This is a genomic window from Thermoanaerobacter uzonensis DSM 18761, from assembly GCF_900129115.1.
Lineage (GTDB): Bacteria > Bacillota > Thermoanaerobacteria > Thermoanaerobacterales > Thermoanaerobacteraceae > Thermoanaerobacter > Thermoanaerobacter uzonensis.
Window position 1 is genome coordinate 134,084 of the sequence record NZ_FQUR01000007.1, and the last position, 20,156, is coordinate 154,239.

Consider the following 20,156-nt stretch of genomic DNA (forward strand, 5'->3'; position numbering starts at 1 on the left):
TATGTATAAAGGGAAAACAATATTAGCGTTGATACCTGCACGAGGGGGTTCTAAAGGAGTACCAAAAAAAAATATAAGACTTCTTTTGCATAAGCCTCTTATTGCTTATACTATTGAAACTGCGTTAGAAGTTGATTTTTTGGATAAAATAATAGTATCAACAGAGGATTTGGAAATAGCAAAAATATCTAAAGAATATGGAGCAGAAGTCCCTTTTTTAAGGCCTTATGAATTAGCAACTGATGAAGCAAAATCAATAGATGTTATTTTACATGCCATGGACTGGATGGAAAAAGAACATGGTACATTTAATTTGATTTTACTTTTGCAACCTACGTCACCTTTCAGAAATAGTGAAGATATTAAAACTGCTCTTGATATATTTTTTGAAAAAAATGCAAGGGCTGTGGTTTCTGTTTGTGAAGCAGAACATTCTCCTTTATGGATGAATACTCTAAATGATGATCTAAATATGAAAGATTTTATTCGAAAAGATATTTTAAACAAAAATAGACAGGAGTTGGGTAAGTATTACCGTATTAATGGTGCAATTTATATAGCAGAATGGGATTATTTGAGACAAAATAAAACTTTTTTTGGAGATAAAACTTATGCCTATATTATGCCTAAAGAAAGATCTATTGATATTGATACTGAAATGGATTTTAAATTTGCTGAGTTTTTAATAAATAGATATGGCTAATTTAAATGGCGGGGATTTCCCGCCATTTTCAGTAGAATATTTTGGATATTTTTTACTTCCGTCTCTTTGTCATCCTGAGCCGAAGGTGAAGGATCTCAGATCCTATAGAAACACCTATTGTGTTCATAATAATGACTCACAATTTTACTACACTATAGAAATTTTATAATCTTTTAGCCACATATTTATTTGTACGAGGTAAGCGAAGAGCTGGGCGGAGCCCATAAGCTGTGAAAACCAGGCAGGATCATAGGCTTTTGCATCTGTTTCTATAAGTTCTGCGATTGCTTTTTTATCTACAAGTTGTAATAAAGGCGATGTACTGTCATCAATTATTTGTTTTAGCCATTCTTTAACGATGTTTTTAAATACTGGATTGTGTGTTTTAGGGTAAGGACTCTTCTTTCTTTCAATTACTTCCTCTGGGATGTAACCTTTTAGAGCGTATCTAAGTATTCCTTTTTCCCTTCCGTTGAGATTTTTCATTTCCCACGGTATATTCCAGACATATTCCACAAGTCTGTAGTCTAAAAAAGGTACTCTTGCTTCAAAACCTACTGCCATACTCATTCTATCCATTCTATCAAGAAGCATGGGCATAAATCTTGTTATGTTAAGGTAAAACATTTCCCTCATTCGAGCATTATAGGGGTCTTCTCCATTCAGCTTTGGCACTTCATTTAAAGCTTCATTATATCTATCATTTAAGTATTCTATAGGTCTTATGTATTTTACAACTTCTGGCAAAAGCAATTTCATGCGTTCGTTGACCATTCTTATCCATGGGAAGGTGTGACTTTCAATTGCTTCTTTGTTTCTAAACCAGGGATAACCTCCAAAAACTTCATCAGCACCTTCTCCTGATAGAGCGACTGTGGCTCCTTTTTTTACTTCTTTTAAAAATAGATATAAAGATGAATCTATATCTGCCATACCAGGAAGGTCTCGAGCGTACAAGGCTGGCTTTAGAGCATGTGCAAGTTCTTCGTTATCTATAAATACATAGTTATGGTTTGTGTCAAGTTTATTTGCAACAAATTTTACCCAGTCTGCGTCAGAGTTTGGTTGAAATTCGTTTGGCGTAAAATATTTATCATTACCCACATAATCTACCGAGTATGTTATAAGTTTTTGACCTTTTTGTTTTAATTCTTCATTTGCGAAGAAGGATACAGCAGTTGAATCAAGTCCACCTGATAGCAATGAACATAAAGGTACGTCTGAAACAAGCTGCCTCACTGAAGAATCTTTAAGGAGATACCTTATTTTTTCCCCTGTTTTCTCAAGGTCATCTTCATGGGGAAGACTTTGCAATGACCAGTATTTGCTTATGTTTGCTCCATTTTTAGTGAATATGAGGTAATGCCCGGCTTTTAATTCTTTAATGTCTTTAAAGACACCACATCCGGGGGTCCTTGAAGGTCCCATTAAAAATATTTCTGCAAGACCTTGTGAGTCTATCTCTGGTTTTACATGAGGATGTGCTAATATTGCTTTAATCTCTGAACCAAATATCAAAGATCCGTTTTTAATGGTATAAAATAGTGGTTTTATTCCGAGATGGTCCCTGGCAATAAAAAGCCTATTTTGTATTTCATCCCATATTGCAAAAGCAAATATTCCATTAAATTTTTTAACACATAAAGAACCCCATTCTATATAAGATGTCAAAATAATTTCAGTATCTGAACGGGTTTTAAAAGTATATCCCAAGGATATGAGTTCGTTTTTCAATTCATCCATATTGTAGAGTTCTCCATTGTGGATGATGACAAAATTTTTTTCACCGTATTTTTTTATCATTGGTTGACTTCCACCTTCTGGATCTATTACAATTAATCGACGATGACCTAAAGCACAATGTTTTGACAACCATATTCCAGAACCGTCTGGTCCTCTTTTTTTAAGAGTGTCTGTCATTTTTTCGATTACTTCATTTTGAAGTGATAAGTCCATATCAAAGTTAACCCATCCCGTTATTCCACACATAAAAATCCTCCTAAAATTTAAATCTATAAGTAAATATATTCTCTTTTTTTGCCATTGATACATGTTATAATTTTCTAATGAACTTTTAATTTCTACGTGATATAATAAAAACATAAGTTTTTTAGGAGGACTAAGCTTTTATGGAGAAAGTAATAAAAGAGCATTATTATGAAGAAAATGATATTGCTGAAAGGATAAGGCTTTTAAAAAAGAAATTAAATGAATGCAACATAGAACTTCCCAAAGCTTTAGAACTTAGCCGTGAATTAGACGAATTGATTGTCATGTACATGAAAAGAGAAAAACAAGTAAAACAGGTAAAATAAAGTGCTGTTTTACTTGTTTTTCTTTTTGCGTGAAAATTCCATAAAAAAATTTAAACTTTTTAAAATATATGTCGATATTTATAATAGCAAATAGGGAAGTTGTTACAAATGATAAATTTTTATTCCAGGAGGTAATAATGGTATGTTGCAGGGAATAAATACTGCGGGAACGGGGCAAGTAAATTCGCAGTTTAAAAGAGATAGTGCGTTAGTAGATGAAATAAAAACAGTAAAAGATATACTCAGTAAACCGGTAGACGAAGATAAACTTAATAACGAGCTTAATAAAGAAAATAGAAAAATAAGCATTAACGATCATACATATTTTGAATTTTCTGTGCACAAGCCTACAAATACAATAGTGGTAAAAATTGTTGATAGCGATACGAATGAAGTTATTGACGAGATTCCGCCCGAAAAAATACTTGACCTTGTTGCAGGTTTATGGAAAATAGCTGGACTTTTTGTGGATAGAAAAATATAGTTGGGGGTATGAAAAATGGATCCAATAACTATGAATAGCTACAATGTGAGCAATTTATTGAGGATAAGTGGTCTTGCAACAGGACTTGATACTGATTCTATGGTACAGCAGCTTATGAAGGCCGCAAGTATACCTCTTGATAAATTAGAACAACAAAAGCAATGGTATCAATGGCAGCAAGAGGATTTAAGAGATATAAACAGTCAGCTTTTGTCTTTGCGAGATAACAATGTGTTTGCACTTACATTACAGGGGACTTTTCTTGCAAAAATTGTTACATCAAATTCTGCTATTGCGACCGCTACAGCAACATCGAGTGCGGTAAACGGAACTTATACAATAAATGTGACTTCATTGGCTGAAGCGCCCACGTATGTTACAACTCCAACAGCTACTACCATAAATAATACTGGTGGAGATGTTATGCTAACTTTAAATGGGCAATCATTGGTAATAAAAAATAATGCAACCATAGGTGATGTTGTCACTGCAATAAACAATTTAACTTCCCAAACTAATGTAAGTGCTACTTATGACAGTACATTAAACAAATTGTTTTTAGTTTCTGGCAAAACAGGTTCTCAATCTACTATTACTCTGACGGCTAATGATACTAATGGGCAAACTGTTCTACAAAATTTAGGATTATCAACATCTGGCATAAATGTAATGGGAAGCGATGCATCCTTAAGTTTTAATGGTTTCTCAATTACAAGTGTTACAAATAACATAACGGTTGCAGGTTTAAATATTACCCTTACGGGTACAGGTACTACAACTCTAACTGTTTCAACGGATGTTGACAAAATATATAACTCTATAAAAAGCTTTGTTGATAGCTACAATGATATAATTACAAAGATTAATACAAAACTTACGGAAAAAAGATATTACGATTATCCACCTTTGACTTCTGAACAAAAGCAAGCTATGAAGGACAGTGATATAACTTTATGGGAACAAAAAGCCCGCTCTGGGGATTTGGCTAATGATGAAACTCTTATGAGAATATATTATTCTATGAGAAATGTCGTTTCTTCTACAGTTTCCGGTGTAGGCTCTTTAAGTTCAATTGGCATTACTACTGGTCAATGGTATGAGGGTGGGAAATTGTACATTGATGAGACTAAGCTTAGAAATGCCATTGCAACTAATCCACAGCAAGTTATGAGCATATTTACAGGTACTTCTACATCAGCAGGTATAGCCCAGCAATTGTATGATACCTTAAACAGTGGCATTGATGCCATAACTCAAAAAGCAGGTAGTACCACACAGCTTTATGATACAAGTTTTATAGGAAACAGAATAAGAGAAATAGATGATAGGATTGCTCAAATGCAAGATTATCTAAATAACCTTGAACAGAGATATTATGCACAATTTACACAGTTAGAGATGTATGTAAGCCAAATGAATTCACAAAGTGCGTGGTTAAGTCAACAAATAGGGGTTATGGGGAAATAGAAAGGGGTGCGGCGATGGTAAATCCATATCAGCAGTACAAAGAAAACGCGATTTTAACAGCAAGTCCTGAAGAACTGGTACTGATGCTTTACAATGGCATAATAAGGTTTATTGAAGAAGCAAAAGGTGCGATAGAGAAAAAAGATTATATGGCAGCAAATAATGGTATACAAAGGGCACAAGACATTATTGCAGAGCTTATGCTTACTTTAGATATGAGCTATGATATTTCGCAAAACTTGTACAGTTTATATGACTATATGCTAAGAAGATTAATTGATGCTAATGTAAAAAAAGACGTGACAATTTTAGAAGAGGTAAAAGGATTTGCAATAGAATTAAGAGATACTTGGAATCTAGCCCTTAATAAAGTTAGAGAGAAAGTCTATGCAAAGGGTTGATGAGATGCATAATAATGTAGAAAAGCTTACTCAAATTGTACAGGATAAAATTCAAAGATTGAAAGAACTTTATGAGGTTACTGAAAAAATAGGTATTGCCATAGCTTCTAACAATTTAGAAGAATTGAAAAATCTTCTTATTACAAAGCAAAAAATTATAGAAGAAATTGACAAATTAGATGCCGATTTTATACCTTTATATAATGTTTTTAAAAAGCAAAATAAAGTGGAAAGTATTTTTGCTTTGGAAGGGAAAGTTACGGAAGAAATAAGTAAATTGAAAGCACTCTTTATAGAAACAAAAGCCCTTTTGGAAAAAATAAAAGAGAAAGACGATAAAAATCTTCAAAATATAACTGCTATTTTCGAAAAAATAGAAAACAAATTGGAGGAATTGTCAAAGAATAAAGAAGGGTATATAGAATATCTTAAATACTATACACCTGACAGTTATTTTTTAGATAAAAAACGCTAAAAGAAGCGGCAAATCGCCGCTTCTTTAAATTTTAAATTTATTTATTGTACTCATCAAGGTATTTGCAATATTGCTCAAATCTTGTGCAGATTTTGATATTTCTTCTATTGCAGTTTTTTGTTCCTCTGTTGCAGAAGATATTTCTTGGGTAGAGGCAGCAGCTTCTTCTGTTACTGCGGCGATATTTTGTATGGAATCTAACATTTCACTTCTGCTTTGAGAAATTTTCACCATTGAGTCATTGAGCTTATTAAGTTCTTCTACGATTCGATTTACCGCTTGCTGAATGCCATAGAAAGTATGAACTGTTTTTGCTAAAGATTCATTTTGCTTTTCTATGGAAGCACTCGCTTCTTCTACTACTTTATGGGTATCATCAATGTTTTGCTGTATTTCTTTTATAATAGTTTCAATATTTTTAGCGGCTTCTGAGGACTGATTTGCTAATTTTCTCACCTCATCAGCTACTACAGCAAAACCGCGACCAGCTTCTCCTGCACGGGCTGCTTCAATTGCAGCATTTAATGATAAAAGATTGGTTTGGTCGGCTATTGCAGTTATTGTTTCTACAATTTTTCCTATTTCATGAGATTTTTTCTTTAAATAGGAAGTAGATTCTTTCACTTTGCTGTGCATTTGTTCTGTGATTTTAGTCTTTTCGCTTAATTCTTTTATATTTTCTAATCCAGTATTTGCTGCTTTTGTTACAGAATCAGTTTCTTTATTTATATTTTTAGAATTTTCCATTGTCACATCTAAATTTTGGCTTAACAAGTTGGTAATAGTTGAAGCTTTTTCAGCTTCTTTTGTTTGTTCCTGTGCACCTTTTGCTATTTCTTCCATAGCTAAAACTACTTCATTTGTGATTTGTTCAGCTTTATTTGATGCAAAGGATACTTTTTTAGAATATTCGTATACAGAATTTGCGGCAGATAATACGTCGGCTACTAAGCTTTTTATACCATCTATCATAAGGTTGAAGCTTAAAGCCAGCTTACCTATTTCGTCGTTTGATTTCACTTCTACTTCTTGTGTCATATCTCCATTTGCAGCTTTGTTCATTACTGTCATGACTCTTCCTATTTTTGAAGTAATATTTTTCGAGAAGAAATACGCTACTAATATTCCTATTAAAAGACTTATTAAGCTAAAAATTATTGTGTTGTCTTTTATTTGAGAAGTTTTTTTGGCAAGTTCTGAAGAATCCATGGTTATTGCAGCCTTCCAACCAAAATTATTTAAAGTTTTTACAGATGCAAATTTCTTTGTTCCATTGTCATTGTACTCAAAACTTCCTTCTTGCATAGAGAGAATCTTTTTGCCGTAATCGTATTTTGTTATGTAGGAAAATAAATTTTTCTTATCTTTATCAGCGATTATAATGCCTTCATTAGAAATTAAATACACATTTCCTGTTTTTCCTACTTTTATGGAAGAAATCATATTAGAAAGAGAATCTAAATTTATATCAAAAGCCAAAACTCCTACGACATCAGAAGCAGCTGAAGTTAAAGAACTTCTAACAGCTTTTGAAACAGTAACTACTCCTCCATTTGTCCCATCATTGCTGTAAGGACCAGTCCATATTATTGCATCTGGATTTTCAATAGCTTTTTTATACCATTCCTGGCTGGTAGGGTCATAGTTTGGGTCGAGGGGAAGGTCAGGAGATTGAATCATTTTTTTATCTGGAGTTGCAAGGTAAATAAGAGATATTTTGGTGCTTTTTGTTTTTAAAACGGTTGTAAATAAATCCTGTAAATTCTTTTTATTAGTTTCGAAATCACCTTGTCCAAAATTTAGAATTTGAGGATTAGCAGAGAGAATAGTAAGCTGAGTTTCAACATCATTTTTGAAAAGGTCTACATAATTATTTATTAGTCCTAATGTATCTGCATTAGAGATGTTGATAGTATCTTGTAAAGTTTTTATTGATTTGCTTGTAGACATATAACCAGTGAAAGCGAGAGGAACGATTATCATGAGGGCTATGAATGTCATTAATTTAGCAAATATGCTACTAGCCCTGGACAAAAACTTTAGTCTAACGTTTAACTTGGGGATTTTAGGAATTTTTAAACTTAGTTTAAATTCCTTCTTCTTTTGAAATCTTTTTTGTTTTTTCATTAGTTAAACACCTCCAGAATAGACAAATTAGGTTATGCAATCGGTTGTATAAATATATTATACCACTGTTAGATGGATTTTACAATAAAATGTCGGAATTTGTATTTTGAGATCGTAAAAATTTTATTAAAATTTTATTGCTATTTAAGGTTTAAGATGATATAATACACCTATAATATAATCGAAAGATTATATTGAACCAAAAATTCAAAGTGAGGGGATTATTAGTTATGTATCAAGACAAAGTGTTAGTGTGCAAAGATTGTGGGAAAGAGTTTGTGTGGACAGCAGGAGAACAACAGTTTTATGCGGAGAAAGGCTTTCAAAATGAGCCTGTAAGATGTAAAGCCTGCAGAGATGCGAAAAAAAGAAGAAGCCATCAGTACAATGCTAGAAGAGACAAGAAAGCTTTTGGCATGAGTAGATAATCCCCTTACTTTTTCGCAAGAAAAGTAAAGAGGATTATACAAAAGACACCATTTTGGTGTCTTTTTTACACTTCAGAACTTTTTCCACATTGTTAAAAGCGAATTTAAAAGTTATTCACAAACTTATCCACATTATCCACAGATTTTTATTTCACAACATATTTTTTTCTTTCTAAAAAAATTCCTATCCTCTTTAAAGAAAAAAATATTGAAATTTTATTCATATGATATTATAATTATGAAAGCAAAAGGTCAGAAAATTTATTTGTAGCAGTTATTTATAATTGACATTTTTTATGAATTTACAAAATTTTTATAAAGAGGAGAGGAGAAAAAAATGAATAAAAAAACATTATTTGTTTTCTTAACAGTGACAATTATTTTGGGTTTAATTTTATCCGGTTGTGGCAACAAACCAGCTAATACTTTGGACAAAATTAAGGAAAAAGGCGTTATCGTAATGGGTACAAGTGCAGATTTTCCACCTTATGAGTTCCATAAAGTAGAAGGAAACAAAGATACAATAGTGGGTTTTGACGTTGATATAGCAAATGCCATTGCGAAAAAATTAGGGGTTAAGCTGGAGATAAAAGATATGGACTTTAAAGGGTTGATTCCAGCTCTTCAAGCCGGGCGAATAGATATGATTGTGGCAGGTATGACTCCAACACCAGAGCGAGCTAAAAGCGTTGACTTTTCAGACCTTTATTACAACAGCCAACAAGTTGTAGTTGTAAAAAATGACAGTCCTATTTCAAAGTTTGATGATTTAAAAGGCAAAACTGTGGCGGTACAAATAGGTACCACCTCTGAAGAAGCCGCTAAAAAGATACCGGATGTAAATTTGAAGCAGCTAAATCGTGTTGGAGACGCTTTTATGGATTTAAAAAATGGCAGATGTGATGCGATAGTATTGGAAAATACTGTAGCAAATGCATATCTCAAAGAATACAATGACATGAAGATACTTAACATGAAAGAAATCAACACGGTAGAAAATGGTTCTGCTGTTGCAGTAGCTAAAGGAAATAAAGAATTAGTGAATATAATAAACGATGTGATAAAAGAGTTAAAAGCTAGTGGCGAATATGACAAACTCATAGATAAATGGTTTAAGCAATGATGAAATTTAGTGGAGAATTTTAAAGACAATTCTCCACTAAAATTTTGCTGAAAGGAAGATTTTTATGAGTGTAAATTTTTTGAGCATGCTAAAATACAGTCATTTATTTGTAAGCGGCCTTCTCATGACTTTAAAACTCACCTTTTTAGCAGTGACAATAGGAGTTATATTAGGTCTATTCATAGCTCTTATTAAAATGTCTTCTATAAAACCTTTAAGTTTTATAGGAGCCAGTTATGTTGAAATTATAAGAGGTACTCCTCTTTTGGTACAACTTTTATTGATATATAATGGCCTTATGCAATTTGGAATAGATATACCAGCTTTTACAGCGGGAGTTTCTGCTCTTGCCATAAATAGCGCTGCTTATGTTGCCGAAATTATAAGAGCAGGCATACAAGCTGTAGACCCCGGTCAAAACGAAGCAGCTCGTTCCCTTGGCATGACTCATGCTATGGCGATGAGGTATGTTATAATTCCCCAGGCAATAAAAAATATCCTTCCTGCCTTGGGAAATGAATTTATCGTGATGCTCAAAGAATCAGCTATTGTATCAGTAATAGGCTTTGCGGACCTTACAAGGCAAGCAGACATTATACAAAGCGTTACTTATAAGTATTTCGAGCCTTACATCATCATTGCAGCCATATATTTTATAATGACCTTCATCTTTTCAAGACTCCTTGGAATCTTTGAAAGGAGGCTTAGGGCTGGTGATACGCGTTAATGAGGTATATAAAACCTTTGGGGATTTAGAAGTATTAAGAGGTGTAAGTCTAAACGTAAATAAGGGAGAAGTTGTTGTGATAATAGGACCAAGTGGTTCGGGAAAAAGTACCCTTTTAAGGTGTATAAACCTTTTAGAGGTGCCTACTAAAGGAGAAATCTATATTGAAGGGATCAAAATAAACGACAAAAAAGTAAACATCAATAAGATAAGGCAAAAAGTAGGGATGGTTTTTCAGCATTTTAATTTATTTCCACACCTGACAGCTCTTGAAAATGTAACTTTAGCTCCTATTAAAGTGAAAAAAATGGACAAAAAAACCGCTGAGAAGATAGCTTTGGGCTTACTTGAAAAAGTAGGGCTTTTAGACAAAAAGGACGAGTACCCTATTAAGCTTTCAGGCGGTCAAAAGCAGAGACTTGCAATTGCAAGGGCATTAGCTATGCAGCCAGATATTATGCTTTTTGATGAGCCCACATCAGCCCTTGACCCTGAAATGGTAAAAGAAGTTTTAAACGTCATGAAAGGATTGGCTAATGAAGGAATGACGATGGTAGTTGTCACCCATGAAATGGGTTTTGCGAGGGAAGTGGGAGATAGAGTCATTTTTATGGACGATGGAATGATAATTGAAGAAGGGACGCCAGAAGATATTTTCTACAATACAAAAAATGAAAGGACAAAAGAATTTATAAGTAAGATTTTGTAAAGGCACTTCGAAAAGGATTGTGAGACTGTACACAAAGTATAATTTTGATTGGCATTTTGCAAGTTTGCTACAGCGACAAAGCAGGCTAAACTAACGCTCGCTCTCAGACTCTGGCGGGGTTCCGGCCACATTCGACATCCTTGTCTCAGGTGGCCGCTTCCGCCATCCATGGCTCCAGCCCCGCCTCCGTCTTTCGAGCTTGCTAAGTTTAGCTACTGCTTTGTCGCGAGTCGCATTACTTCACAAAATGCCAATCTTGCAAAATAGTTTGTCAACAGTCTGGTACTCCGAAAAGGAGTGTTTTTTGTTTCCACATATTGCAGGAATATTGTTTTTTATGTAGAATTATATTAAATAGAAGGATAATGAGAGGGGTTTGATACTATGAATATTACAGTAAGTGGTAAAAACGGCATGACAGTTACGGATGGACTAAGGGATGCGGTTAGAAAAAATGTGGGCAAGTTAAGCAAGTACTTTACTGAGGACACTGAAGTTAGGACTGTTTTAAGTGTTCAGAAAAACAATCACATTGCGGAAATTACGATACCTTTTAAGGGTATTATATTTAGAGCTGAAGAAGTCAGCGATGACATGTATGTGTCAATTGATAGGGTTGTAGACAAAATAGAAAAACAAATACTCAAACACAAGACAAAGCTTAAAAATAGATTTGGTGCTAATGAGTCAATAAGGTTTGAAATTCCACCTGTTTATGAAGAAGCTAAGGGAGAAGAGGAAGATGGTTCCTTTGAAATAGTTAAAACAAAGAGGTTCCCCATAAAGCCTATGTCACCTGAGGAAGCAATTCTTCAGATGAACCTTTTGGGACATAGCTTCTTTGTATTTACAAATGCCGACACTGACACTATAAATGTCGTATACAAAAGAAAAGATGGGAAATATGGCTTAATAGAGCCAATAGAATAAAACTACATAAGAAGCTAAAAATTTGGGGGATAGGCTCTATCCCCAATTTTTTTGTCTAAAAAGAAGGAATTTTAAATTTTGTATAGAATATATTCTTAGTGTGGACAAATTTTAATAGGGTGTGAAGATAATGGGTGAAATAACAAAAGATACAGTAAATTCGATGGAAGAGTATATAAATAAAATTCAAGGAGTACTATCCAGTAGGGTAGTTGTAGAGAATGGTGAAATAACAGAAATTCACGTGTTGGCTGACAGTACAAGGAATGCAAAGCAGATTGCAAGAGATGTGCAATCTGTCATAATGGCACAGTTTGGAATTGATATAAATCACAAGATTGTCAGTGTAGCGCAAATTGATACGGGAGAAAATCTCCAAGGAGAACAGAGGCTTGTTTTTTCAAGCTATTCATTTATAAATAACGGACTTACCAGTGAAGCGAGAGTTATCCTCACAAGAGGAGATGAGGTTTTTGAGGGATATGCCGAAGGACCTAATACTGCGAATAATAAATATAAAATAATTGCCAATGCTACTTTAGACTCTATTTCTAAGTTGATTCCCAAAAACCATTTATTTTTGTTGGAAGATGTCGATATATTTAATATAGCTAAAAGCAGGATAATAGTTGTAGGGGTTACTCATGTGACAAATAACCAGGAGGAACTCCTTACTGGATCTTGTCTTATAAAAAAAGATGAAGGAGAGGCTGTGGTAAAAGCCACATTGGATGCCGTCAACAGGCGTGTGATGTCAATTACGCCCCGTTAGTTATTTTAACACCCAAACCGCTTAAAAGTTGCTTAGCGTAGCGTTACCTGAAGCCTAAGGGCAGAAAGTTTAACAGCAAAGGAGGGTTTCAGGATGAATAAAGCGACAATTATAAAAATATTGTTGGTTTTAATGGCACTCGCATTAGCTGGAGGTGCAAATGTTTCTTGGGGTTAAGCGGTTTGAGGTGTTTTTTAGATTGAAAATAGGAGGTCTATTATGCTTAACAAAAGAGTAAAAATATACATTTCTATAATAATAGCTTTAGGATTATCTTTTATTATTTATTCTATATTAAACATTCCTATAAATAGAGTTATAGATATAATTTTATTTGTTTTTTTTGCAGCTTTAGCTGAATCAATGCCAATATATGTAACCAAAGAACTTGCTGTATCTGTTGCATTTGCAATTGATTTAATGGCTGTTCTTATATTTGGTCCATATGAAGGTTCTTTAATTGCTTCTTTAGGAATGACTTTTCGCTTTGCCAAGTATCCGGATGGCAAAATAGTACACTTATTTAACTTGCCTTATTATAAAGTTTTATTTAATGCTTCTCAACTAGCTTTAAGTGTCGGTGTTGGTGGCTTGATATATGAATATACGGGAGGTATTTCTGGTAATTACATATATCCTCGACACCTGTTATCTGCAATATTAGCAGCAATGACATATTATTTATTAAATACCTTCATCATAGCTATGCTATTATCTCTTTTATTAAATAAGTCTTTTAAATATATATTAACAAAAGATTTTAAATGGATGATTCCAAACTTTTTCTTTCTTGCCTTTTTGGGTATAGTTATGTCTGAAGCTTTTATAAAAATAGGTTATATAAGTTTCATTTTACTTTTTATACCTCTTTTGATGATACGATATATGTTTAAGCTTTACATGGACTCAAAGCAGTCTTATTACGACACAATAAATGTGCTTGTAAAGGCTCTTGATGCAAAGGATAAATATACAGCGGGTCATTCAAAAAACGTTGAAAAAATTGCGGCTTTACTTTGTAGAGAATTTGGTTTTAGTGAGTCTCACACTGAAATGGTGAGGATTGCATCACTTTTACATGACATAGGAAAGATTGGAGTAAAAGAAGAGGTTTTAAATAAGCCCGGGAAGTTAACTGATGAAGAATTAAGCATAATAAAAGAACATCCCCAAAAAGGCTATGAAATTTTAAGAGATGTCCCTGCTTTAAAAGAAGCTTCTCTATGGGTGAAATACCATCACGAGTGGTATAATGGAAGTGGATATCCCGACGGGATAAAAGGTGACGAAATACCATTGGAAGCGCAAATACTTTCTTTAGCAGACGTTTTTGATGCGTTGGTTTCAGACAGGCCCTACCGAAAGGCTTTTTCACAAGAGGAAGCTTATAAAATAATTTTAGAACATGAAGGGTCACAGTTTAGTCCTAAAATAATAAGTGCTTTCAAAAAAGCTTTTGAAAAGAATAGGGAGGAGTTTAAACATGATATTTGATTCACTGGGTGCTTCTCTGATTTACGGAACTTTAAGAAGAGGAAAAATCAGCGGAATCGCTGATATTGATATAAAAAAGTCCAGCCTTTTTATAACGGCTTTTGTTTTGGAGTTTGGCATGTTAAACCTCGCCAATAAATTTCATGCGATTATGGAATACCGGTCTTATATCCACTTCTTTGTTTATCTTTTGCTTTTCATAGGATTGTGGTACAATAGAGATAACAAGTATTTTAGGATAATAAGTGTGGGAGTGTTTTTAAATTTTATCGTTATATTTGCCAACGGAGGAAGAATGCCTGTCTCCATTGATGCTTTAAAAGCAGCGGGACTTAATAATCTCATCCTTGACCTTCAGGCAAATAAAATTGCTACCCATCAGGTTTTGACAAGTTCTACACGGTTAAAATTTTTAGCGGATGTCTTAGTGTTGCCGAAACCTTATCCACTGCCCAAAGCCTTTAGCATAGGAGATTTTATAATGGCAACGGGCACGTTTTTACTTGTTACAAATGCAATGCTTAAAAAGGTGAAGAATCATGACGGCACAAGAGCGAAGGAACAAAATAGTTGAAATTTTAAAGAATGCTAAAAAGCCTATATCCGGCTCTGACCTTGCTAAAAGGTTTGGAGTGACAAGGCAGATTATTGTGCAGGATATAGCTATTTTAAGAGCTAAGGGGATTAAAATATTATCCACTCCTCAAGGATATGTAATAGACACAGCAAAAGAAAACACTGTAAAAAGGGTTTTTGCTGTCAAACACGGATATGAGAGGACAGAAGAGGAGCTAAATTTAATAGTTGACAATGGTGGGAAAGTGCTAGATGTAATTGTAGAGCATCCCTTCTACGGAGAGATAAAAGGGCTTTTAATGCTTTCTTCAAGGTATGATGTAAGTAAATTTATGGAATTTGTAAAAGAAGGGAAAGTGACCCTTTTGTCTTCTCTGACGGATGGAGTACATCTTCACACTGTTGAGGCGGAGAATGAAGAGGTATTGGACAGAATACAAAGGGCTTTGGAAGAAAAAGGGTTTTTAATAGAATAAGGAATAACCACTTTAAAATTTTTAGAAAGTGGTTGTTTTATTATTGACATATGTATATACATCTGTGTATACTATAATTATGAAAGTTAAAGAATGGGGGTTTTAATGTGAAGACAAAAGAAATTACTATTGGAGGACTTTTAGCAGCACTATCCCTTATTATACCTTTGGCTTTTGGAGGAGTTTTAGGGATAGTTATTCCGCCTTTCTCAGCCACACTGGCATCTCATGTACCTGTAATGCTGGCAATGCTTATAAGCCCTGCAACAGCAGTATTTGTAGGTATTGTATCTGCTATAGGATTTTTAATAAAATTGGGACCTGTAATAGCAGCAAGGGCGGCGGTTCATGCAGTGTTTGGCTATGTTGGAGCTAAAATGATACAAAGAGGATATTCTTTTCCCGTGGCGTTAGCCGTTACACTTCCAATACATGCTGTTTTAGAAGCAATTGTGGTAATACCTTTTGGATTTGATTTTTACAAGGCTTTTGTGGTTGTAGGAATAGGAACAATGATTCACCACACAATAGATTCTGCAATTGCATTGGCACTATTTTACGCATTAAATCCTATTTTGAAGTTTAAAGCTGTGGACATAAAAAATTAACCTTTTAAAAGGAAACGTCTCATTTTGATATGTTCTCAGTCTGTAGACAAACTCTTTATGATGTATTGGCATTTTGCATAAGTGAAGCGACTTGACAGAGCAGCAACTAAACTTAGCGAGACCGACAGACGAAGGCGGGGCCGAAGCCAAGGAGGGCGGAGGCGGGCACCTGAGACAGGGATGTCGAATGTGCCCGGAACCCCGCCTGAGTCAGAGGTCGAGTTTTAGTTTAGTCTGTGATGTCACCTGGAGCGAACGATGCAAAATGCCAATAAAAATGAAACTTTGTCTAAGACAGAGAATGCATCATTTTGAGACGTTCTTTTTTGTGAAAATTGTATGAAGGGAGTGTAAAATATTCTTTAAAAAGACTGTTTTTTATTGTCATTGAGATTTCATAGTGATATAATATATAGTTGATTAACAATACCTTAGAAGGTGATAAAATGTTAGGCTTAGTTGAAAAAATATTTGGCAGCTACAGTGAAAGAGAAGTAAAAAGATTGGAACCTATTGCCGATAAAGTTTTGTCATATGAAGATCAAATGGCAAAACTTACGGATGCAGAGCTTAGGGCAAAAACAGATGAATTTAAAAATAGATTGAAAAATGGTGAAACTCTTGATGATATACTTCCTGAGGCTTTTGCGGTGGTAAGAGAGGCAGCCTGGAGAACTCTTAAAATGAAACATTTTAGAGTGCAGGTGATAGGCGGCATTGTCCTTCACCAAGGACGCATTGCTGAAATGAAAACTGGTGAAGGTAAAACCCTTGTCGCGACATTACCTGCATATCTTAATGCTTTAGAAGGTAAAGGGGTTCACATTGTAACTGTCAATGATTACTTGGCAAAAAGAGATCGCGATTGGATGGGCAAAATATACGAGTTTTTAGGTTTAAGTGTTGGAGTGATACTCCATGATATGGACCCAGAAGAAAGAAAAAAAGCCTATGCCGCAGATATAACTTATGGGACCAACAATGAATTCGGTTTTGATTACTTAAGAGACAACATGGTTATATACAAAGAAGACATGGTGCAAAGAGAACTTAATTATGCTATAGTAGACGAGGTAGATAGCATACTGATAGACGAGGCAAGGACTCCTCTTATCATATCAGGTGTAGGCGAAAAATCCACAGACATGTATAAGTTAGCCGACAGATTTGTGAGGACTTTGAGAAAAGATGAAGATTATGTAGTTGATGAAAAAGCAAAGGCAGTAAGTTTGACTGAAAAAGGTGTAGTTAAGGCAGAAAAATTTTTTGGCGTTAAAAACCTTGCTGATATTGAAAACATGGAAATTTCTCATCACATTAACCAGGCATTGAAAGCTCATGCCATAATGAAAAGAGATATAGACTATGTGGTAAAAGATGGTCAAGTCATCATAGTGGACGAATTTACGGGAAGGCTTATGTTTGGGAGAAGGTACAGTGAAGGTCTCCATCAGGCTATCGAGGCAAAGGAAGGGGTTAAGGTAGAAAGAGAAAGCAAAACTTTAGCCACCATAACATTCCAGAATTACTTTAGAATGTATAAAAAATTAGCGGGTATGACAGGTACAGCTCAAACAGAAGAGCAAGAATTTAGGGCAATTTATGGGTTAGATGTCGTAGTGATACCTACTAACAAACCGATGATAAGGATAGACCACCCTGATGTGATATACAAAACTGAAGAGGCTAAGTTTAGAGCCGTTGTTGAGGATATTGTGGAGCATCACAAGAAAGGGCAGCCTGTTTTAGTTGGTACAATTTCTATTGAAAAATCTGAAAAATTAAGCGCCATGTTAAAAAAGAGAGGGATACCTCATCAAGTATTAAATGCAAAGTACCATGAAAAAGAAGCAGAGATAATAGCACAGGCAGGAAGAAAGGGAGCAGTTACAATTGCTACAAACATGGCAGGTCGTGGTACTGATATACTGTTGGGAGGTAATCCTGAGTTTATAGCTAAGAAAAAGATGCTTGAGGAGGGCTACTCAAAAGAAATTATTAACGAAGCTGCAGGATATGGACCTATTTCAGGCGAGGAAGTTAGAAAAGCCCGCGAGAGATATTTTGAGCTTCTTGAAGAGGCGAAAAAAGAGACTGAAAAAGAACACGATGAGGTTGTAAAGCTGGGTGGGCTTTACATTATAGGTACTGAAAGGCACGAAGCTAGGAGAATAGACAATCAGTTGAGAGGACGTGCAGGACGTCAAGGAGACCCTGGAGAAACGAGATTTTATATATCTTTAGAAGACGACCTTATGAGACTTTTTGGCTCAGAAAGAGTAAAGAACATGATGGACAGTCTGGGAATTGATGATGACCAGCCTATAGAGCATAAGATTTTGACAAAACAAATTGAGCAAGCTCAGAAAAAGGTAGAGGGTATAAACTTTGACACTAGAAAGCACGTTTTGCAGTATGACGATGTAATGAACAAACAAAGAGAGATAATATATGCCCAAAGAAGAAAGGTACTTGAGGGTGAAAACTTAAAAGAATCTATTTTTGACATGGTAAAAAGCATAATAGAGAGAAATGTAGAAGTTTATACTGCAGGAAGTAAGTATCCTGAGGAATGGGATATAAAAGGGCTTTTAGACCATCTTTATGACATGTTCCTTGAAAAAGACAGCGTAGTTATTGATGTTGATATAGACAGACTTGACAAAGATGTCTTGACTGACATAATATATGAAGAGGCTGTAAGGCAATATGAGAAAAAAGAAGCGGAAATTGGTCCAGAGCAAATGAGGGAAATCGAAAGAATAGTTCTTTTAAGAGTCGTGGATACTAAGTGGATGGACCACATAGACGAAATGGACCAATTGCGGCAAGGAATAGGCTTAAGAGCTTATGGACAGGTAGACCCTCTTATTGAGTACAAAAAAATAGCTTTTGACATGTTTGAAGATTTGATACAAAGCATACAAGAAGATACTGTTAAATTTTTATATCACATTCAAATCAATAAAGACAATATGATTCAAAGAGAACAAGTAGCAAAGCCTGTTTCTACAAATGTAGATGCAGAAGAAAAGAAACAGCCTGTTGTTAAGGGCAAAAAAGTGGGCAGAAATGACCCCTGTCCTTGTGGCAGTGGTAAAAAGTATAAAAAATGTTGTGGTGCCAATATAAAATACTAAAAAGGAGAGATGCGGTTTGTTGCAAGACTACAAAGCAGAAGTTTCAAACATGATTGAAGAAATAAAAGAAATGGGGGTTTCTCTTTGACATAGAAGGTGTCAAAAGAGAAATAGAAGAAATAGACAAAAAGATGTCTGATCCTGCTTTTTGGAGCGATATAAAAAAGTCACAGGAATTAGCTAAAAAACAAAAAGCCTTAAAAGAACTTTTAGAAGAGTACAATTTTCTTGTGTCAAGATGGGAAGACTTAAATACACTTATTGAATTGGGATTAGAAGAAGAGGATGAGTCGATAACTGATGAAGTAGACAAAGAGTACAAAGAGCTAAAGAAAAAGTTAGAAGACTTAAAGATAAAAACACTATTAAATGGCCCCTATGATAAAAACAATGCCATACTTTCTATTCATGCAGGTTCAGGTGGTACAGAGGCTCAAGATTGGGCTGAAATGTTACTTCGCATGTATACAAGATGGGCTAATGACAAAGGTTTCGAGGTGGAAACTCTTGATTATCTGCAAGGGGAAGAAGCGGGTATTAAAAGTGTTACTCTAATGATAAAAGGGCCTTTTGCCTATGGGTATCTTAAATCAGAGGCAGGTGTTCACCGTCTTGTGAGGATATCTCCTTTTGATGCGGCCGGTAGAAGGCATACTTCATTTGCCCTTGTGGAAGTACTTCCTGAATTAGAAAATGATATTGAAGTGGAGATAAGGCCTGAGGATTTAAAAATTGACACTTATAGGGCTTCGGGTGCGGGAGGACAGTATGTAAATAAGACGGAGTCTGCTGTAAGGATTACTCACCTTCCAACAGGCATAGTGGTTTCATGTCAAAGTGAAAGGTCTCAGATTCAAAACAGAGAAACTGCCATGAAAATGCTTAAAGCTAAACTTTTGGACCTCATGATGAAAGAGAAGAAAGAAAAAATCGAAGACTTAAAAGGAGAGCACAGAGAGGCGGCATGGGGCAACCAAATAAGGTCTTATGTCTTCCAACCTTATACCCTTGTTAAAGACCATAGGACAAATTATGAAGTGGGAAATGTTCAGGCAGTAATGGATGGAGAAATAGACGGATTTATAAACGCTTATCTAAAGCAAAAATCACAAGGGATATCTTAAAAAGGTATCCCTTTCAGCTTGTTGACAAAGTTGAAAATTTTTAAAATAGGATATTTTGCATCGTCACTCCGATGTTC

General features: G+C 34.8%; 20 protein-coding genes. 18 read left to right on the forward strand and 2 right to left on the reverse strand.

Annotated features, from left to right (window positions below):
- Position 1 precedes the first annotated feature (1 nt).
- Positions 2-703: an acylneuraminate cytidylyltransferase family protein gene (locus BUB32_RS02370; protein ID WP_072967141.1), complete on the forward strand. Its 702-nt coding sequence runs from the start codon at positions 2-4 to the stop codon at positions 701-703.
- 147 nt (positions 704-850) lie between these two features.
- On the opposite strand, the gene asnB is transcribed toward BUB32_RS02370, so the two are convergent.
- Positions 851-2,692, reverse strand: coding sequence for an asparagine synthase (glutamine-hydrolyzing) (gene asnB / locus BUB32_RS02375; RefSeq protein WP_072967143.1), 1,842 nt, complete (start codon positions 2,690-2,692; stop codon positions 851-853).
- Between the two features lie 140 nt (positions 2,693-2,832).
- Between asnB and BUB32_RS02380 the strand changes: the two genes are divergently transcribed.
- The 5 genes from BUB32_RS02380 to flgN all read left to right on the forward strand — a co-directional run bounded on the left by BUB32_RS02380 (position 2,833) and on the right by flgN (position 5,845).
- Entirely contained in the window at positions 2,833-3,018 is a 186-nt protein-coding gene (locus tag BUB32_RS02380) for a Spo0E family sporulation regulatory protein-aspartic acid phosphatase (RefSeq protein ID WP_072967145.1), read from the forward strand.
- 142 nt (positions 3,019-3,160) lie between these two features.
- Complete coding sequence (locus BUB32_RS02385; protein ID WP_072967148.1) at positions 3,161-3,502, forward strand: flagellar protein FlaG; 342 nt, start codon at positions 3,161-3,163, stop codon at positions 3,500-3,502.
- Between the two features lie 15 nt (positions 3,503-3,517).
- Complete coding sequence (gene fliD / locus BUB32_RS02390) at positions 3,518-4,969, forward strand: flagellar filament capping protein FliD (protein ID WP_072967150.1); 1,452 nt, start codon at positions 3,518-3,520, stop codon at positions 4,967-4,969.
- A 14-nt stretch (positions 4,970-4,983) separates the two neighbouring features.
- On the forward strand, positions 4,984-5,370 hold the full coding sequence (gene fliS / locus BUB32_RS02395; protein ID WP_072967152.1) for a flagellar export chaperone FliS: 387 nt from the start codon (positions 4,984-4,986) through the stop codon (positions 5,368-5,370).
- Positions 5,357-5,845 carry a flagellar export chaperone FlgN gene (gene flgN, locus BUB32_RS02400; protein ID WP_234949219.1) on the forward strand — a complete coding sequence of 163 codons (489 nt, stop codon included), beginning with the start codon at positions 5,357-5,359 and terminating at the stop codon, positions 5,843-5,845. Before fliS ends, flgN begins: the two co-directional genes overlap by 14 nt.
- 24 nt (positions 5,846-5,869) lie before the next feature.
- Here the strand turns inward: flgN and BUB32_RS02405 are convergent, their stop codons facing one another.
- Complete coding sequence (locus BUB32_RS02405) at positions 5,870-7,972, reverse strand: methyl-accepting chemotaxis protein (RefSeq protein ID WP_072967154.1); 2,103 nt, start codon at positions 7,970-7,972, stop codon at positions 5,870-5,872.
- A gap of 230 nt (positions 7,973-8,202) precedes the next feature.
- On the opposite strand from BUB32_RS02405, the gene BUB32_RS02410 reads away from it, so the two are divergent.
- The 12 genes from BUB32_RS02410 to prfB all read left to right on the forward strand — a co-directional run bounded on the left by BUB32_RS02410 (position 8,203) and on the right by prfB (position 20,079).
- Positions 8,203-8,400: a zinc-ribbon domain-containing protein gene (locus BUB32_RS02410; RefSeq protein ID WP_072967156.1), complete on the forward strand. Its 198-nt coding sequence runs from the start codon at positions 8,203-8,205 to the stop codon at positions 8,398-8,400.
- A 337-nt stretch (positions 8,401-8,737) separates the two neighbouring features.
- The gene (locus BUB32_RS02415; RefSeq protein WP_072967158.1) at positions 8,738-9,523 is read left to right on the forward strand and encodes a basic amino acid ABC transporter substrate-binding protein; all 786 of its coding nucleotides are present in this window, start codon (positions 8,738-8,740) and stop codon (positions 9,521-9,523) included.
- A 64-nt stretch (positions 9,524-9,587) separates the two neighbouring features.
- Positions 9,588-10,250 (forward strand): amino acid ABC transporter permease, encoded by a 663-nt coding sequence (locus tag BUB32_RS02420; protein ID WP_072967160.1) that lies wholly within the window; start codon positions 9,588-9,590, stop codon positions 10,248-10,250.
- Positions 10,237-10,959, forward strand: a complete 723-nt coding sequence (locus tag BUB32_RS02425) for an amino acid ABC transporter ATP-binding protein (RefSeq protein ID WP_072967161.1) — start codon at positions 10,237-10,239, stop codon at positions 10,957-10,959. The genes BUB32_RS02420 and BUB32_RS02425 overlap by 14 nt, the downstream gene beginning before the upstream one ends.
- A gap of 384 nt (positions 10,960-11,343) precedes the next feature.
- Positions 11,344-11,889, forward strand: coding sequence for a ribosome hibernation-promoting factor, HPF/YfiA family (gene hpf / locus BUB32_RS02430; RefSeq protein ID WP_072967162.1), 546 nt, complete (start codon positions 11,344-11,346; stop codon positions 11,887-11,889).
- Between the two features lie 130 nt (positions 11,890-12,019).
- Complete coding sequence (locus BUB32_RS02435; protein WP_072967163.1) at positions 12,020-12,661, forward strand: hypothetical protein; 642 nt, start codon at positions 12,020-12,022, stop codon at positions 12,659-12,661.
- A 219-nt stretch (positions 12,662-12,880) separates the two neighbouring features.
- Positions 12,881-14,155, forward strand: a complete 1,275-nt coding sequence (locus tag BUB32_RS02440) for an HD-GYP domain-containing protein (RefSeq protein WP_072967164.1) — start codon at positions 12,881-12,883, stop codon at positions 14,153-14,155.
- Positions 14,145-14,729, forward strand: coding sequence for a DUF5317 domain-containing protein (locus BUB32_RS02445; protein ID WP_072967165.1), 585 nt, complete (start codon positions 14,145-14,147; stop codon positions 14,727-14,729). Before BUB32_RS02440 ends, BUB32_RS02445 begins: the two co-directional genes overlap by 11 nt.
- Positions 14,695-15,207, forward strand: coding sequence for a transcription repressor NadR (locus tag BUB32_RS02450; protein WP_072967166.1), 513 nt, complete (start codon positions 14,695-14,697; stop codon positions 15,205-15,207). Before BUB32_RS02445 ends, BUB32_RS02450 begins: the two co-directional genes overlap by 35 nt.
- A 107-nt stretch (positions 15,208-15,314) precedes the next feature.
- A complete protein-coding gene (locus BUB32_RS02455) occupies positions 15,315-15,815 on the forward strand; it encodes an ECF transporter S component (RefSeq protein WP_072967167.1) in 501 nt (166 codons plus the stop codon).
- 446 nt (positions 15,816-16,261) lie between these two features.
- Positions 16,262-18,955, forward strand: a complete 2,694-nt coding sequence (gene secA / locus BUB32_RS02460; RefSeq protein WP_072967168.1) for a preprotein translocase subunit SecA — start codon at positions 16,262-16,264, stop codon at positions 18,953-18,955.
- Between the two features lie 16 nt (positions 18,956-18,971).
- A protein-coding gene (gene prfB / locus BUB32_RS02465) for a peptide chain release factor 2 (protein ID WP_234949220.1) occupies positions 18,972-20,079 on the forward strand; the annotation gives its coding sequence in 2 pieces (ribosomal slippage) (positions 18,972-19,040 and positions 19,042-20,079; 1,107 coding nt in all).
- Positions 20,080-20,156 lie beyond the last annotated feature (77 nt).

Excerpts from the sequence above, each read along its gene's own strand:
- BUB32_RS02370 (WP_072967141.1), top strand. The coding sequence starts at position 2 with ATGTATAAAGGGAAAACAATATTAGCGTTGATACCTGCACGAGGGGGT.
- asnB (WP_072967143.1), bottom strand. The coding sequence starts at position 2,692 with ATGTGTGGAATAACGGGATGGGTTAACTTTGATATGGACTTATCACTT.
- BUB32_RS02380 (WP_072967145.1), top strand. The coding sequence starts at position 2,833 with ATGGAGAAAGTAATAAAAGAGCATTATTATGAAGAAAATGATATTGCT.
- BUB32_RS02385 (WP_072967148.1), top strand. The coding sequence starts at position 3,161 with ATGTTGCAGGGAATAAATACTGCGGGAACGGGGCAAGTAAATTCGCAG.
- fliD (WP_072967150.1), top strand. The coding sequence starts at position 3,518 with ATGGATCCAATAACTATGAATAGCTACAATGTGAGCAATTTATTGAGG.
- fliS (WP_072967152.1), top strand. The coding sequence starts at position 4,984 with ATGGTAAATCCATATCAGCAGTACAAAGAAAACGCGATTTTAACAGCA.
- flgN (WP_234949219.1), top strand. The coding sequence starts at position 5,357 with ATGCAAAGGGTTGATGAGATGCATAATAATGTAGAAAAGCTTACTCAA.
- BUB32_RS02405 (WP_072967154.1), bottom strand. The coding sequence starts at position 7,972 with ATGAAAAAACAAAAAAGATTTCAAAAGAAGAAGGAATTTAAACTAAGT.
- BUB32_RS02410 (WP_072967156.1), top strand. The coding sequence starts at position 8,203 with ATGTATCAAGACAAAGTGTTAGTGTGCAAAGATTGTGGGAAAGAGTTT.
- BUB32_RS02415 (WP_072967158.1), top strand. The coding sequence starts at position 8,738 with ATGAATAAAAAAACATTATTTGTTTTCTTAACAGTGACAATTATTTTG.
- BUB32_RS02420 (WP_072967160.1), top strand. The coding sequence starts at position 9,588 with ATGAGTGTAAATTTTTTGAGCATGCTAAAATACAGTCATTTATTTGTA.
- hpf (WP_072967162.1), top strand. The coding sequence starts at position 11,344 with ATGAATATTACAGTAAGTGGTAAAAACGGCATGACAGTTACGGATGGA.
- BUB32_RS02435 (WP_072967163.1), top strand. The coding sequence starts at position 12,020 with ATGGGTGAAATAACAAAAGATACAGTAAATTCGATGGAAGAGTATATA.
- BUB32_RS02440 (WP_072967164.1), top strand. The coding sequence starts at position 12,881 with ATGCTTAACAAAAGAGTAAAAATATACATTTCTATAATAATAGCTTTA.
- BUB32_RS02445 (WP_072967165.1), top strand. The coding sequence starts at position 14,145 with ATGATATTTGATTCACTGGGTGCTTCTCTGATTTACGGAACTTTAAGA.
- BUB32_RS02450 (WP_072967166.1), top strand. The coding sequence starts at position 14,695 with ATGACGGCACAAGAGCGAAGGAACAAAATAGTTGAAATTTTAAAGAAT.
- secA (WP_072967168.1), top strand. The coding sequence starts at position 16,262 with ATGTTAGGCTTAGTTGAAAAAATATTTGGCAGCTACAGTGAAAGAGAA.